At 71.5% G+C, this 15799-nt stretch carries 13 protein-coding genes; 10 read left to right on the top strand and 3 right to left on the bottom strand.

Annotated features, from left to right (window positions below):
• Positions 1-260: 260 nt before the first annotated feature.
• The 5 genes from RV983_RS33130 to RV983_RS33150 all read left to right on the top strand — a co-directional run bounded on the left by RV983_RS33130 (position 261) and on the right by RV983_RS33150 (position 4349).
• Positions 261-1559, top strand: a complete 1299-nt coding sequence (locus RV983_RS33130) for a polysaccharide deacetylase family protein (RefSeq protein ID WP_475989395.1) — start codon at positions 261-263, stop codon at positions 1557-1559.
• A 54-nt stretch (positions 1560-1613) separates the two neighbouring features.
• Positions 1614-2102, top strand: a complete 489-nt coding sequence (locus tag RV983_RS33135) for an RNA polymerase sigma factor (protein ID WP_475989396.1) — start codon at positions 1614-1616, stop codon at positions 2100-2102.
• Positions 2086-2919: a DUF4232 domain-containing protein gene (locus RV983_RS33140; protein ID WP_475989397.1), complete on the top strand. Its 834-nt coding sequence runs from the start codon at positions 2086-2088 to the stop codon at positions 2917-2919. Before RV983_RS33135 ends, RV983_RS33140 begins: the two co-directional genes overlap by 17 nt.
• A 36-nt stretch (positions 2920-2955) precedes the next feature.
• On the top strand, positions 2956-3231 hold the full coding sequence (locus RV983_RS33145) for a hypothetical protein (protein ID WP_475989398.1): 276 nt from the start codon (positions 2956-2958) through the stop codon (positions 3229-3231).
• Positions 3232-3377: 146 nt separating this feature from the next.
• On the top strand, positions 3378-4349 hold the full coding sequence (locus RV983_RS33150) for an aldo/keto reductase (protein WP_475989399.1): 972 nt from the start codon (positions 3378-3380) through the stop codon (positions 4347-4349).
• Positions 4350-4374: 25 nt separating this feature from the next.
• Here RV983_RS33150 and RV983_RS33155 read toward each other — a convergent pair whose 3' ends face one another.
• Complete coding sequence (locus RV983_RS33155) at positions 4375-5607, bottom strand: PP2C family protein-serine/threonine phosphatase (RefSeq protein ID WP_475989400.1); 1233 nt, start codon at positions 5605-5607, stop codon at positions 4375-4377.
• A gap of 474 nt (positions 5608-6081) precedes the next feature.
• Here RV983_RS33155 and RV983_RS33160 point away from each other — a divergent pair, with 474 nt between their 5' ends.
• From RV983_RS33160 to RV983_RS33180, 5 genes are all read left to right on the top strand, one after another.
• On the top strand, positions 6082-7848 hold the full coding sequence (locus tag RV983_RS33160; RefSeq protein WP_475989401.1) for an exonuclease/endonuclease/phosphatase family protein: 1767 nt from the start codon (positions 6082-6084) through the stop codon (positions 7846-7848).
• A gap of 25 nt (positions 7849-7873) precedes the next feature.
• Entirely contained in the window at positions 7874-9847 is a 1974-nt protein-coding gene (locus RV983_RS33165) for a phosphocholine-specific phospholipase C (RefSeq protein ID WP_475989402.1), read from the top strand.
• A 156-nt stretch (positions 9848-10003) separates the two neighbouring features.
• Positions 10004-10783, top strand: coding sequence for a GntR family transcriptional regulator (locus tag RV983_RS33170; protein WP_475989403.1), 780 nt, complete (start codon positions 10004-10006; stop codon positions 10781-10783).
• A 542-nt stretch (positions 10784-11325) separates the two neighbouring features.
• Complete coding sequence (locus RV983_RS33175; protein WP_475989404.1) at positions 11326-12189, top strand: alpha/beta fold hydrolase; 864 nt, start codon at positions 11326-11328, stop codon at positions 12187-12189.
• The gene (locus RV983_RS33180; RefSeq protein ID WP_475989405.1) at positions 12186-12950 is read left to right on the top strand and encodes an SDR family NAD(P)-dependent oxidoreductase; all 765 of its coding nucleotides are present in this window, start codon (positions 12186-12188) and stop codon (positions 12948-12950) included. Before RV983_RS33175 ends, RV983_RS33180 begins: the two co-directional genes overlap by 4 nt.
• A gap of 69 nt (positions 12951-13019) precedes the next feature.
• Here the strand turns inward: RV983_RS33180 and RV983_RS33185 are convergent, their stop codons facing one another.
• Both RV983_RS33185 and tmpA read right to left on the bottom strand, forming a co-directional pair.
• The gene (locus RV983_RS33185; protein WP_475989406.1) at positions 13020-13775 is read right to left on the bottom strand and encodes an IclR family transcriptional regulator; all 756 of its coding nucleotides are present in this window, start codon (positions 13773-13775) and stop codon (positions 13020-13022) included.
• A 368-nt stretch (positions 13776-14143) separates the two neighbouring features.
• Positions 14144-15781 carry a 2-trimethylaminoethylphosphonate dioxygenase gene (gene tmpA / locus RV983_RS33190; RefSeq protein WP_475989407.1) on the bottom strand — a complete coding sequence of 546 codons (1638 nt, stop codon included), beginning with the start codon at positions 15779-15781 and terminating at the stop codon, positions 14144-14146.
• Positions 15782-15799 lie beyond the last annotated feature (18 nt).

Here is a 15799-nt window from a genome sequence, read left to right on the forward strand (position 1 = left end):
GGGAGCCGGCGCCGCGCACATGCCTTCCGTTCGCCCTGCGTCCGCCGCGGAGTCACCCCGGCCGGGGAACCTGTTGTCCACGCCGGAATCGGCTGTGCGCCGGCTCGGAACGCCGGTGCCCGGGGCGGGAAGGGACCGGCCCGGGGTGCTCTGTTGCCGTTCTGTCACAACCAAGGGTGCCGTTCCGGTCTCTATAGAGGTGTCGCCGCACGGAACGCGGCGACACCCGGTTTCCGGCCGTCAACAGTGAGTGAGCGAGAATGAGCGCGTCACGTCCTTCGCACGAGCAACCGTCCCGGCTGCCCCGCAGGGTGTTCATGGGACTGGGTGCCGGGGGCCTGCTGTCGGCCGGTGGCTACGCGCTGTACCGCGGCGTGGGCGGAGAGGCCTTCGCACGTGGCAACCCTTCCTCGCCGCCGTCGGCTTCGGCGCCCTCCGCCCCGGTGTCCTCGGCACCGCCGCGCCCCCAGCCCCCGAGTGTCACCAACCCCCGGCTGATAGGGGACGGTTCGACGGCCTACACCGGCATACAGCCGCGGCAGCCCGCCGTACGCAGGCTGGAGAAGGGGGAGCGGCCGCCGCAGTTCGTCGTGATCTCCTGGGACGGGGCCGGCGAACTGGACAACGGCCTCTTCGCCCGGTTCCGGAAGATCGCCGAGGAAGCGGGCGCGGCCATGACCTTCTTCCTCTCCGGGCTGTATCTGCTGCCCGAGTCCAAGAAGCACCTGTACGACCCGCCCCGCAACCCGGTGGGAGCCTCCGACATCGGGTACCTGACGGACGCCCATATACGTCTGACGCTGGAGCAGTTGAGGGCCGGGTGGCTCGAAGGCCACGAGATAGGCACCCACTTCAACGGCCACTTCTGCGGCGGCTACGGTTCGGTGAAGCGGTGGTCGTCCGCGGACTGGCGCAGCGAGATCGAGCAGGCCACGCGTTTCGTGCGGGAGTGGCGGACGAACACCGGCTTCGACGACATGGAGCCGCTGCCCTTCGACTACACCAAGGAACTCGTCGGCGGCCGCACACCCTGCCTGATGGGCCAGTTCAACCTGCTGTCCACCGCGGCCTCCCTCGGCTGGCGGTACGACGCCAGCTCGCCGGGCGGGCTCCAGGTCTGGCCGCGCTGCAAGCTCGGCATATGGGACTTCCCGCTGCAGTCCGTGCCGTTCCCCGGGCACAGCTTCGAAGTGCTGTCCATGGACTACAACATGCTCGCCAACCAGTCCGGGACCACCAACGGGGACCCGGCACGCCGCCCCGCGTGGCGCGACCAGGCCCGCGGCGCCTACCTGGCCGGCTTCGAGCGCGCGTACAGCACCAACCGCGCCCCGTTCTTCATCGGCAACCACTTCGAGCAGTGGAACGGCGGGATCTACATGGACGCCGTCGAGCAGGTGATCCACGAGATGGCCGAGAAGGACGACGTCCGCATGGTGTCGTTCCGCCAGTTCTGTGACTGGCTGGAGGCACAGCACCCCACGGTGGTCCGCAATCTGCAGGGCCTTAACCTGGGGGAACGGCCCGTCGGCGGCTGGAACAGCGTCGTCACCGTCTGACGGCGGTGCCGTCGCGCGCGCGAGGGGGAGCGAGACAGGAATGGCGGGTTCGGTGTGAGCAGCGCAGCGGAGGAGGCGGAGGAGTTCTTCGAGTCCTTCTATCCGCGCCTGGCGGGCTGGTGCCGCAAGCTCGTGGAGAGCGACTCCATCGCGCACGAGATCGCGTCCGAGTCGTTCACGAGACTGTGGTCACGGTGGACGACGGTCCGGGAACCCGCCCCCTACCTCTTCTCCATAGCGGCGAACCTCGTGAAGGACCACTGGCGCCGGCAGGAGCGGGAGAAGGTCACCGTACGGCAGCTCGAGGTCGTCACGGTGGAGCACGCCCCGGCCGCTGACCACGGCACCGACATCCGCGCCCTGGTGGAGGCTCTGCCCGGACGGCTGCGCGTCCCGGTCCTGCTGCACTACTACGCCGACCTGTCGGTGAACGACATCGCGGCGGCCCTGCACCGCCGCCCCGGCACGATCAAGAGCGATCTTTACGCAGCCCGGCAGCACCTGCGGGCCTCTCTCAGGGGGCTTCATGAAACGACCGTCTGACCTGGGCGACCCGGGCGACCTCCCCGAGGCCGGCGCGGGGCGCGGACAGGACGTGCCGAGCGAGATCGCCGAGGTGTTCCGGCAACCCGTCGTCCTCCTGGCCCCGCCTCCCGGGGCCTTCGCCACCGTCCAGCGCCGGGCCCGGTCCGTGCGACGGCGGCGGGTGTTCGCGCTCGGCACCGCACTGACCGGCTGCCTGGCGGCGGCGGTGTTCCTGGTGCCGTTGCCGGGCGGCAGCGGCGGCACGGGCGTGCGGCCCGCCGCGCCGTCGGTGAGCGGACTGCCCTCCGCGGGCAGCGACACCGCCGCACCCGTGCCGTCCAAGACGTCGCCGTCGCCCGTGGTAGGGCCCACCAGCTCATCGCCTTCCACGCCCGTGGCCCAGGTCTCCGCCTGCCGGTCCGCGCAGCTCAAGATCACCCTGGGTGACTCCCGGGGCGCCGCGGGCTCGGTGGAGCGCGTGCTGGTCTTCGTCAACTCCGGACCGCGTTCCTGCACCCTGTACGGCTTCCCCGGGGTCTCCCTCGTCGGCGGCGCCAGGGGCCCGCAGGTCGGCAATCCCGCCGAGCGCACCGGTACCGCCGGCAAGGCCGTCCTGCTGCCGCAGGGCGGATCCGCCGAGGCCGGGCTGCTCATGGCCCGGGTCGAGAAGTACGACCAGAAGACGTGCGTGCCGCAGAAGGCGCGGGGTCTGCGGGTCTATCCGCCCGACGAGCGCGACGCGATCTTCCTTTCGGACGACACACTGGCGGGCTGCGCCGCGACCGGCGTCAGCACGCTGTCCGTCACCGCCGTGCACGGTCCCGCAGGCTATTGACACCGGGCCGCCGCGGCGGCCCCGTCCGCTCCCGCCGTGGACCCCGGCACGCGGGCGCCGGCCAGGACTTCCCCGCCTGGCCGGCGTCTCGCGGTGGGGTGCGGCCGCCCTCGGTCGCGGGCGGTCTGCGCGACCCGGGCCGCCGGGGCGAGGAAGTCGCCTTCCGCCGGAGAGGCGTACGAGCAGGCCGCCCGCGCGCTCATCGCCGCCGTCCGTGAGATCTCCGGCGCGGTCGGCGACGCCGTCACGCGCAGCAACCCGCGGCGCGTCACCGAGGCGGAGGTGCCGGAGATCCTGGAGTCCGTGTGCTGAGGCCCGGCGCGGGGCATGACCGGGGGTGCGGTGCCGGTCGGGAGGGCATGATCGGGGGTGCTGTGCTGTGCTGTGCTGGTCGGGAGGGCGGGTACGTGCCCTGTCGCGCCGCCCCCGGACACCCATTCGCAGAGATAGGCAGGAACATGCAGTACACGAAACTCGGCTCCACCGGTCTGGACGTCTCGCGCATATGCCTCGGCTGCATGAGCTACGGCGTGCCGGAGCGCGGAGGCCACTCCTGGACGCTCGACGAGGACGCCGCGCGCCCGCTGATCCGTGCCGCTCTCGAAGCGGGCGTCACCTTCTTCGACACCGCCAACGTCTACTCCGACGGCACGAGCGAGGAGATCGTGGGGCGGGTGCTCGCCGAGCACGCCAACCGCGACGAGATCGTTCTGGCCACCAAGGTGCACGGCCGCATGCGCCCCGGGCCCAACGGCGCGGGACTGTCGCGCAAGGCGATCCACACCGAGATCGACGCGAGCCTGCGCCGCCTCGGCACCGACCACGTGGACCTCTACATCACCCACCGCTGGGACTACGACACGCCCATCGAGGAAACGATGGAGGCGCTCCACGACGTGGTCAAGGCCGGCAAGGCCCGCTACATCGGGGCGTCCTCGATGTACGCCTGGCAGTTCGCCAAGGCCCAGCACACCGCGGAGCGGGGCGGCTGGACGAAGTACGTCAGCATGCAGAACCACTACAACCTCCTCTACCGCGAGGAGGAGCGCGAGATGCTGCCGCTCTGCGCCGACCAAGGCGTCGGGGTCACGCCCTGGAGCCCGCTGGCCCGCGGCCGGCTCACCCGTGACTGGGACGCCGGCAGCGCCCGTCAGGAGACCGACGAGTTCGGGCGGGACCTCTACGGCGAGCAGGACAGCGTCATCGTCGACGCGGTGTCGGCCATCGCCGCCCGGCGCCGGGTGCCGCGGGCCCAGGTGGCCCTGGCCTGGCTGCTGCGGCAGCCGGGCGTGACCGCCCCCATCGTCGGCGTCGGCAAGGAGCAGCACCTGCTCGACGCCGTCGCCTCGCTCGACCTGCACCTGGACGAGGCGGAGCTCAAGGCGCTGGAGGAGCCGTACCGGCCGCACTCCGTCGTCGGCTTCCGCTGACGGACCGTCATCGTCACCGCACCGCTCACAGGCGGACCACGACCAGTGCGGTGTCGTCGGTGATCCCGCCGGGCGGCAGCAGCTCGCCGAGCACCGCGTCGGCGAGCCGCTCCGGCCCGGCACCGCGGTGCCGGGCCAGGGCGTCGGTGAGCCGGGTGAGACCGGCGTCGATGTCCTCGCCGCGCCGCTCGACCAGGCCGTCGGTGTACAGCACGAGCGTGTCGTCCTCGTTGAACGGGACCACGGTCTGCGGCCTGGTCACATGCGCCGGGCGGGCTCCCAGCGGCGGATCGGTGGCCTGGTCGAGGAAGTTCGCGGTGCCGTCTGCGTGGAGGAGGACCGGCGGCAAATGCCCGGCACTGCTGTAGGTGACGGTCCGCTCGTCCCAGTCCACGAAGGTGCTCACCGCCGTCGTCGACTCGGCTCCGGGCACCGAGCGCGCGTAAAGCCCCAGCACCTCCAGGGCGCCGGCCGGGCCCTCCGCGACCCGGGAGGCCGCGCTCAGCGCACTGCGCAACTGCCCCATCACGCACGCCGCGGACAGGCCGTGCCCCACGACGTCGCCGACCGAGACCGCGATCCGGTCGCCCTCGCCGGGCAGGACCACCAGGTCGTACCAGTCGCCGCACACGTTCAGCGCGCCCGTGGCCGGCCGGTAGCGCACCGCCACGCGGTGCTGCCGCAGCGGCTGCGGGGCGGGCAGCATCGCGGCCTGGAGGGCGAGTGCCACCTCCCGCTCGCGGGCGTGGGCGCGCCGCAGCCGCTCGTTGAGCTCCTGGAGCTCGCGGGCCCTGCCGTACAGCTCGGCCTCCAGCACCCGGGCGCGGCCCTGGTCGGGGCCGCCCCGGGCACGGAGGAGCTCGGTGACCTCCTCCACCCGGTGCACCACCAGCGCCACGTGCCCGTCGTCCCCGAACACCGGTGTGTTGACCGGGCTCCAGTACCGCTCCTCCCACTGCCCCGGGTGCTCGGGGTCCTCGACGTCGTACCGCTGCAGCGCCATGGCGTCCCGCTCGCCCGTCGACGCCACGCGCCGCAGCGACGCTCCGAGGTCGCGCATGCCGGACGCCTCGCGGTGGACGGGGTTGTCGGGGAACACGTCGAAGAGGAAGTGCCCGATCACCTCCGCGGCCGGCCGGCCCGAGAGGGAGAGGTACTCCTCGTTGGCGTCGACGAACAGCAGCTGCGGTGTCAGGAGCGCCACCGCGCTGGGCAGTCCCCGGAAGACCGCCGCGTAGTCGATTCCCGGTTGTGTCACGTCCAGACCGCCTCGGTGCCGACGTCGTCCTGAGCCTGGCGATCATACGAACGGGACCCACGCATGACGGTGATCGGCGGGGGCGCGCCGGGCGAGTCCACACGGGCGGGCCTGACGCGGCTCGCGGCGTCCGGCCTCCGGAACCCCTCCGCTGCGCACAGTTTCCCACGCCGGCCCCGCTCGCCCCGTGACCGGGTGGCGCGCCCCGGACGCGGGCGCGCCGCCCGCCTCCGTACCTCTCGGAGGCGCCGCCTCCGGCCCGACAGGCGCCGTTGGCCTGGTGTTTCACCGCTTCTCGTGCTCGGCGGCGCTCGCGCGGCGCGAAGCGAGAATTCCGTTTTCCGCCCCGTCTGCGGCAATCCCTCGTTCACCGGGACGTCGCCACGGGACGGCTTGCTGGAACGAAGTTATATAGACAACTTTGCTCACCCGGGTCCCGCCGTGGCGGTCCCCGGGCGGAGAGGACCCATCACCGTGCCACCTCTCACTCGTGACGCCGCGTCCGGGAGCACCATCGCGCTCAGCTCCCCGACGTCCCCGCAGCGGGGCGACAAGCTGACCTTCACCTGGACGACGGACGCCCCCGACTCGAAGAACTGGATCGGCGTCTACGACGGCAACCGCAAGCCCGCCAGCGGCAGCGGCTCCCTGGTGTGGACGTACGCCCCCGGTGCCTCCGGCAAGGTGACGCTCGACACCTCGGGCCTCAGCGGCGGCCCGTACACCGTCTACCTCCTGGCGAAGGACGGCTACGGCATCCTCGCGCAGACCGCGCCGTTCAGCTTCGCCGGTGCCCCCACCGGCGACTCGATCACGCTCAAGACCGCCAGCCCCTACGAGGGCGACCAGGTCGTCTTCCACTGGACCACCGACACGCCGTACAGCACGAACTGGATCGGTGTCTACGACGGCGACCGGCAGCCCGGCACCGGGTCGTCGCTGGCCTGGGAGTACACGCCCGCCGCCTCCGGCGACATCACCATCGACACCTCCGGTCTGACCGGCGGGCCCTACACCGGCTACCTGCTGGCCAAGGACGGCTACGGCATCCTCGCCAAGACGTCCCCGTTCAGCTTCGTGCCCCGGCCCGTCATCCCGCGCCCGCACGCGGTGGTGGACGCGCTCACGACCGCCCCCCAGCTGACCGGCACCGAGTTCTCCGTGCCGCTGGCGGGCCTGTGGGCGCGCCCCGAGGGCAACCCGGCCGGCAGCGCGACGTTCCGGCGCACCGGGGGCGACTCCTGGCTGTCGGTGGCCGCGGACGGCACCGTCACCGGCAAGGCGCCGGCCACCACGCCGAAGAATCCTGGGCGCGTGGCCGTCTCCGTCACCGACAGCGCGGCGGGCAGCGACACGATCACCGTCCAGGTGCCGGTCCGCGACAACCGCGACCGCATCCCGCTCAAGGTCGCCTCGCTGAACCTCTGGGACGCCGGCACCCACATCGACGGCTTCGCGGAGAAGCTGCTGAGCCTGGTGCTCACCCAGGGCCTCGACGTCGTCGTCCTCCAGGAGTCCGGCGGCACCGCGGCCGGCGACCTGGCCCGGGCGCTCGGCTGGAACGTCCACCAGGCCGGCGGGCTCGGCATCGTCAGCCGCTACGCGCTCACCGACGTCGTCGCCCCCACCGCGGACCTGCCGGCCGCGGCCGCCACGCTGCAGCCGTCGGGCGGCCCCGCGGTGCGGCTGTGGGCCGCCCAGCTGGACGAGGCGGCCTACGGGCCGTACGCGCTCCTCGCGGGCAGCAGCGCCGCCCAGGTCGAGGCGGCGGAGGAGCAGACGCTCCGCTACCGGCAGGCCGTGGCGCTGGTCGCCGCGATGCGGGCGGACATCGCCTCCCGCGGCCCGGTCGTCCTGGCCGCCGGCCTGGCCTCGCCCTCGCACCTGGACTGGACGGCCAAGACGGCCGACCAGCACGGGGGAGTGGGCCGCCTGCGCTGGCCCGTCACCGGAACCCTGGAGCAGGCCGGCCTCACCGACGCCTTCCGCGCCGTGCACACCGACCCGGCCGCGGTGCCCGGCACCACCTGGTCGCCCGTCAGGCCGCAGCGTGACAGCGGCAGCGGTGCCGAGCCGCAGGACCGCGTCGACCAGATCCAGTACGCGGGACCGCTGCGCGTCGTCGAGGCGCACAGCCTCGTCACCGGCTGGCCCGCGCCCGTGCCCAGCACGGCGGCCAACGGCTGGCCCTCCGACCACGCCGCCGCCGTCGTCACCTTCTCCCTGTCCGCCCGCGGCTGACCCGAACGACCCGAAGGACCACCTCATGACCCAGTTCAGCCGCCGCGCCTTCATCGGCACCGCCGCCGCCGGGGCTGCCGCCGCAGCCGTCGGGCTGCCCGGCACGGCCGAGGCCGCGAGCCACGACGACCGGGACGGCAGCATCGCCGACGTCAAGCACGTCGTCATCCTGATGCAGGAGAACCGCAGCTTCGACCACTACTTCGGCACCCTCAACGGCGTGCGGGGCTTCGGCGACCGTCAGTCCGTCGTGCTGCCGAACGGCGACTCCGTCTTCCGCCAGCCCGACCGCAGCCGCTCCGAGGGCTACCTGCTGCCCTTCCGGATGGACACCACCAAGTACAACGCCCAGAACGCGGGCGGCCTCCCGCACGACTGGGACACCGGCCACTCCGCGGTCAACAACGGCTCCATGGACAAGTGGGTCTCCGCCAAGGGCGAGCGCACCATGGGCTACTTCAACCGCGAGGACATCCCCTACCAGTACGCCCTCGCCGACGCCTTCACCCTCTGCGACGGCTACTTCTGCTCCCTGAACGGCCCCACCGACCCCAACCGCCTCTACCTGTGGACCGGCACCGCCGGCCCCGGCGTCGACGGCACCACGGGCCCGTGGACCGACAACACCCCGGTCACCGACAACCCGGTGGCCGACTGGACGACGTACGCGGAGCGGCTGGAAGAGGCCGGCGTCAGCTGGCGCGTCTACCACAACCCGGACGGCTCGGACGACCGCTACGGCGACTACGACGACAACGCGCTGTCGTACTTCAAGCAGTTCCACGCGTTCCCCAAGGACGACCCGCGCTACATCAACGCCATGACCAAGTTCGACCCCACGGCGTTCGACAAGCACTGCAAGGACGGCACCCTGCCCACCGTCTCCTGGCTGGTGGCGCCCTACCTGTTCAGTGAGCACCCGTCGGCCGGCCCCGACTACGGAGCGCACTGGGTCAACACAGCGCTCCAGTCGCTGTTCTCCAACCCCGAGGTCTGGAAGCACACCGTCTTCCTGGTCATGTACGACGAGAACGACGGCTACTTCGACCACGTGATCCCGCCGATGCCCGAGCCGGGCACCAAGGACGAGTTCGCGAACGGCAAGCCGATCGGCCTGGGCAGCCGGGTGCCGCTGTGGGTCGTGTCGCCGTGGTCGCGCGGCGGCTGGGTCAACTCCCAGGTCTTCGACCACACGTCGGTGGTGCGCTTCCTGGAGCGCGTGACCGGTGTGCGGGAGCCCAACATCTCCGAGTGGCGGCGCACTGTCTGCGGCGACCTCACCAGCGCCTTCGACTTCACCAAGCCCGACTACAGCATCCCGGCCCTGCCGGACACGGTCGCGCTGATGGCGAAGGCGGACGCCGGCAACTCCTTGCCCGGCGTCAAGATCCCCACCGCGCAGTCGATGCCGGCGCAGGAGGAGGGCGAGCGGCCGCACCGCCCGCTGCCGTACCTGCCGTGGGCCGACGTGACGGTCGACCGGGCCACCGGCAAGGTCACCTGCACGCTGACCAACGACGGAACCGTGGGCTACCACTTCACCGTGCTGCCCAACATCGCCCTGCCCCGCGTCGGCACCCCGTTCACGGTGCAGCCGCACTCGTCGCGCACGTACGTGTGGGACGCGGCGGCCACCGACGGCCGCTACGACTTCTCCGTGCACGGCGCCGACGGCTTCGTCCGCCGCTTCGCGGGGACGGTCGTGCGCGACGGCCAGGACGACGTGGCCGCGCCGCTCGTCGGGGCGACGCTGCGCCGCGCCGACGACCCCGGCCACGCCACGGTCGAGCTGGAGCTGAGCAACGAAGGCGGCTCCGACGTGGCGTTCACCCTCACGCCGAACGACTTCGACGGTGAGGAGGAGATCGTCTGGGTCCGCGCCGGGCACCAGGACACCGTGAAGTGGCGCACCGACGACGGCCGGTACGACGTGACCGTCACGGCCGGCACCGGCACCCGCTTCGTCCAGCGGTACGCGGGCACCGTCCACGCCGTGTGACGGACGTTCCGAGGGGTCCGGGCCGGGGCAGTCGCCCCGGCCCGGCCCCGCGATGTGCCCCACCTGCGCCTGAACCGCCGGGCCCGGCCGGATAGGGTCTGTCCGTGGCCGGCCGGACCGCCGGCCCGGTGGACACGAGAGCGGCCGGGAGACACGTTGCGTGAGGACCACGGCAGCGGCGACAGCGACCTGCGGTACCGCAGGGTCGCCGCCGAACTCCGCGCGGCGATCATCGCCGGCGAGTACGCCTCCGGTGCCAAGCTGCCCCCGGAGGCCACGCTGGCCGAACGCTACGGGGTCTCCCGCGGCACGGTGCGGCACGCCCTGGCGGTGCTGCGGTCGGACGGCCTGGTCACCTCGCGGCGCGGCACCCCGCGCACGGTGCTCGGCGGCCCGCGCTCGCAGAGCTTCTCCGAACTGCTGAGTTTCACCAACTGGGCCCGCTCCCTCGGCGAGACGCCGGGCGGGCGCGTCGACCGCGTCGTGCGGCGGCCGGCCGAACCGGCGGAGGCCGCGCAACTGGGCCTGGAGGCAGGGACGGAGGTCTACCTGGTCCTGCGGGTGCGGACCCTGTCCGGCGAACCGGTCATGGTCGAGCGGTCCCTCTACTCCGCGCGGGTGGGCGCGTTGGTGGCCGAACTGGCGCCCGACGTCGTGTCGCACACCGAGGCTTTGGTGGGGCACGGGGTGCTCTTCACGGACGCCGACCACACCATCGACATCGCGTGGGCCGACGAGGACGACGTCCGGCTCCTGGAGTGCCCGCCGGGCCAGGTCCTGCTGCGCGAGCGGCGCCGTACGACCGATCCCGCGGGGGCGCCGGTGGAGTGGTCCGAGGACCGCTACCTGCCCGGCACCATCGCTTTCACGGTGCACAACTCGGTGGCCGCCTCCTCCTTGGGCCGCCAGCACAGCCCGCGCACGGATCGGGCCTGAAGGCCCGGAGGTCCCGAAGAGCGCACCTCGGTACCGAGCCCGCCCTGCCCCGCCCCGCCCCGGCATCGAGCGGAGCCGCGCCTGCGCCGCGGGCCATGCCCGTGGGCTCGCCGTCCGGCGGCCGGGCAGGTCCACAGGGTGCGGACCAGGTGCAGGCGTAATCCCCGAACCACCCACACGCCGTCGCCTCACAGCGCGGTGATGCCTGAGGCGAATCCTGCGTGGCGGTGGCGGTTCCGTGCCCAAGGGGGTCAATCAGCGGCCGGGAGACGGCGAGGGCCGCCGGACGCACCCGCAATGATTCAACATATCCGAATCCGATCACCCTTTTGAGCTGAATGATACGAAATCGTTGAATGGAGCCGGTCCGCACGCTCGGCATGCGGGACAGTGCGGTGAACACACCAAGCAAGGGCGTGGACCTCCGCGACGTGTGACCGTGCCGGCTCGCAGGCGTGCCGTGCGTCCATGTACGCCATGGACTCTCAGCCCGACGCCTCCGGGCGGTGCCCCCTTACCAACTCCTCGGACAGGAAGTCGTCATGACACCCTTCTCCCTCGACGTCCCCGACGCATTCGTGGACGTGGACGGTATCCGTTTCGCCTATCGCAGGTTCGGCGCGGCAACCGGAACTCCGCTCGTCTTCCTGAACCGGTTCCGCGGCACGATGGACGATTGGGACCCGCTGCTTGTTGACGCCCTCGCCGAGGAGCGGCCGGTGATCCTGTTCGACAACGCCGGCATCGGGCGATCCAGCGACAGGACCCAGGGCACAGTCACCGAGATGGCACAGGCTGCTGCAGCCTTCGTCACCGCCGTCGCCCAGGGGCCGGTGGACCTGATCGGGTTCTCGCTGGGCGGCTACGTCGCTCAGCGTCTGGCCCTGGGGTATCCCGAGATGGTGCGCCGCGTGGTTCTCGCGGGAACGGGGCCGGGCGCGGGAGAAGGCATTCTGCCTTCGAAGCCCCAGGTCGGGCCGCTGCGATCGGCGCCGCACATGGATCTGGCCGCGCTGCGTGTCCTGTTCTTCACCGGGTCCGCTGCGGGGATGCGCGCCGGCGACGGTCTCTGGGAACGGACGCACCGCCGGGCAGATCGGGAGCCTGAGGTGAGCCCGGACTCGTACGAGCAGCAGATCGAAGCCATCAAGCACTGGTCGACGAGCGGTGGCGATGCCGCCTACCCGGAGCTGGACCGGCTGTGCCACCCTGTCCTGGTTGCCAACGGCCACGACGATGTGATGGTCCCTACGATCAACTCGTTCATCATGTCGCAACGTCTGCCCAACGCCGAGCTGGTCATCTACCCGGACTCCGGGCACGGATTCCTCTTCCAGTACGCTGAGATCTTCGCCGCACGCGTCAACGAGTTCCTCGACCGGGCAGATGAGGGAGCGGCGTCATGAATGGCCCCTTCGACATGACGGGGCAGACCGCGCTGGTCACCGGCTCGACAGCCGGCATGGGTCTGGAGATCGCCCGTGGGCTCGTGCAGTCGGGCGCACGAACGGTGATCTCCAGCAATGACGGTGCGGATCTTGAAGCCGCCCACGCGCGGCTGCGGTCGGAGGGCGTCGACGTCGGAGGCATCGTGTGCGACATCAGCGATGCCGCCAGCGCCCGCTCACTCGCCGAGCGTGCCTTCGAGCAGTTCGGCGCGATCCACAGTCTGATCGTGCATGCGGGCGGGTTCACCCCGACCGGCCCGCTTGCAGAAGCCGGCCGGCACGATGTCGAACGGGCCTTCTCCACCACGGTCTTCAACAACCTGGAACTCGTCCAGAATTTCCTGCCGCGAATGGCCGGCGCCGGAGGCGGGAGTATCGTCGTCACCTCCAGTATCGCCCCTGTGCAGGCCTCACTGATTCTGGGCGTTTACGGTGCGGCCAAGGCAGCCTTGAACTCGCTCGTGAGGAACATCGCCGCCGAGTGGGGCGACCGCGGCGTGCGAGCGAATCTGATGGCTCCGGCCACGGTGCGAACCCGCTTCTCCGAGATTCTGTGGTCCGACCCCCGTCGCGAAGCAGCCGTCAGTCGCAAGACCGCATTGGGCCGTATCGCCGAGCCTGACGAAGTCGTGGGCGCCGTATTGCTCTTCGCCTCCCCCGCCGGTTCTTACATCACAGGCCAGACTCTCCTGATCGACGGCGGGCGATCCGTTCTCTGAGCTGAGAGTTGCACGTTTCTGAACTCCACTCCCGGTAATCTCGAAATCGTCGGTTCTTCCGGCGCTCTGTCAAGCCGGCCAGTCGGACGAACACAACCGCTCCGTCACCTTGGCCGCAGCCCCATGCACCGCCGCGGCGAATTCCCTCTCGCGACGGGAGAAGCGGCGCAAGGGAGCGCTGAGGCTGAGTGACGCGACAACATCTCCCTGGGGTCCCCTGATCCCCGTGGCCACACACCCCACATCCGGCACAGCCTCACCGTGGTCGAATGCGACCCCAGCGCGACGAATCGTTTCCAGCTCGCGCAGTAGTTCATCGGGGTCGACGCGCGAGTTGCCGGTGGGGGTACGGAGTTCGCGTCCGCGCAGACGCCCTTCCGCCGTTTGTCGAGGAAGCGCAGCAAGCAGCGCGCGGCCCGAAGCGAAGCCGTGGGCCTCGTAGCGCGCGCCCACGCGCGGTCCCAGCACCGACAGTGGTGTATCCCCGACTACCTTGTGGATGAAGAGCACAGACTCACGCAGGAACACGCCGAGGCAGACTGTCTGGCTGAACCGCCGGACAAAGGCCTCCATAACAGGCCTTGCCGCGGGGGCGAGGGCCGTCGAGGAGCGTTGGACTTCGCCGAGTTCGAATACGCGCCATCCAAGCACGTAACGGCCTCGCCGCCGCACCTCCAGGAGTCCCGTCTCGGTGAGGCTCGTGAGCAAGAAGTGTGCCGTGGAGCGAGGGATGCCGAGTGAAGCGGCGGCCTCGCTGACTCCCCACTCCGGCGTCGCGGCACTGAAGAGGTCCAGCAACCGGCCTGCTTTCCCGATCGTCGACATCAGCACGCTCCTCGTCCGCTTTGAGTCTCCTTGCCGGACACTGCCTCCCGCCGAGCGCAACCATCACACCACCCGGACATCCATGCCCGGATTTCAGCATACGTCCGTCAGTTCGTTGTTCAAACCCACTAAAACAGGAGGCCTTGCCCGGAGTCTGTCGCTGTCGGGATCGGAACGTCATCGTTGCAGGTGGCAGCGGTAGAGCAGGCTCGGCTGCCGCCAGGCTCGCGTGATCGTTTCGCTGATGTGCAAGGTGGCCCGCAAGCTCCTGGCCGTCCGCGGATTCTGCTGCGCAGTGAAAGGGTCAGCGCGGGGAACTGCGCGGTCAGCCCCCGCGGACCCGTATCCGGAAGCGACGTCGTCGGGGTCTAGCCGCGCACCAGCGCGGTGAGCAGCGGGACGAAGTGCTCGAACGGCGGCGTGAAGGCCTCGGGGTCCTTCGCGGCCTCGTCCCAGCGGCGCACGGCGACCGCGTCGGCCGCGCCCGGAAGGGCGGCGAAAACGGCCGCCTGCTCCGGGCTCATCGGCCCGCCCTGGACCGCCAGCGTGTGCTTCGACGCTTCCGACAGCCGGTCGTAGTACTCCGGCTCCACCGCGCACAGGTAGCGCTTCGCCGCGACGTGCAGCCGCACCGGCTCGGTGACCTCGGGCCCGAACCAGCGGGCCAGCAGGTCCGCGCCGGTGTGGCTGTGCCGGTTGTCGGTGCCGTCCATCAGATCCTGCCCGGTGACCTCGCCGGCGAAGTGCCCGACGTCGTGCAGCATCGCGGCCGCCACCAGGTGCGGCGGGGCGCCGGCGGCCTCGGCCAGGGCGCCCGCCTGGAGCATGTGCTGCGCCATGGAGACCGCCTCGCCCAGGTACTCCGCGGAGCCCGCCCCGGCGAACAGTTCGGCCAGCGGCTCCACGGTGTCCGCGCGTCGCAGCACGGCCAGGCTGCTCGCGAGTCCGTCGAGGTCGGCGTAGCAGCCCTGGAGGTGGCGCGACCCGTCCTGGGCGAAGGCCGTGCGGGCGTGCAGCAGGCGGGTGTTGTCGAAGACGAGGCAGTCGCCCGGCGACAGGCGGAAGTTCAGCTGCAGTTCCGGCCGGAGCAGCAGCTCCGCGAAGGTGCGGTACGCCGCGTAGAAGGCGTCGAGCTCGGCGGCCGGCAACCGCAGCGCGCCGATCGAGCGGTTGTTGAAGCGCACCTCGCGCACCCGGCCGAGCGCGTCGGTGCCGATCAGGGGGTGGTCGGCGCGCAATTGGGTCCCCGCGTCGCGGAAGACGAACGGCACGGGCGTCCGGCTGAGGACGGCGAACGCCTCGGGGTCCTCCCGGCGCAGCAGCGCGGCCGCGGCGAAGCCGTCGACGAGGCCGGAGTCGCCGCCCTCGGCGTCGTTGACCAGGCAGTGCAGCAGCTGGATGGTCGGGACGGGGTCGCGGTACGGGTTGTCGGTGTGCGGCGTGATGGCGACCGAGGTGAAGGCGAGGTTGTTCGGGTCGGGCTCGACGCGCACGTCGAAGAGCTTGCCGTAGTTGGTCTCGCGGACGAAGCCGAAGGTCTCGGCCACGGCGAGCACCTGCTCGTCGCGCTCGGGCACCCCGTGCAGCAGCATGAAGCCGAGCCGCAGGACCGACTCCAGCAGGCGCGCCCGCACCCCTGGGTCGGCCATGTAGGCGTCCCAGCCGGCCTCGGGCAGCCGCCCGGCCAGGTCGCGGGCCCGCCACAGCTCCTTGCCGTCCTCGGTGCGCCGGTCGCCGTACGAGGTGCCGCCGGGCCGGTGGGCCGTGAGCCAGGCCACGGGATATGCGGAGCGGTGCCCGTCGGGCGCCCAGACGACCTCGATCGCGGGCTCCCCGGCCGCGCCGGTGACCTCGGTCGCCGTCTCGGCCCGGAGCCCGTCGGGCAGCGCGCCGATCTGGAAGAGCTTCTGGCCCGACCGCGGGTCGCGGCAGTCCGTGCAGGGGCAGTTGTCGCGCAGCCACATCGCGGGCAGCTCGGCGACCGGGAAGGCGGTCAGGGGGGTCATGCTCACTCCTCGGCAAAA

Source organism: Streptomyces sp. RLA123 (genome assembly GCF_056270165.1).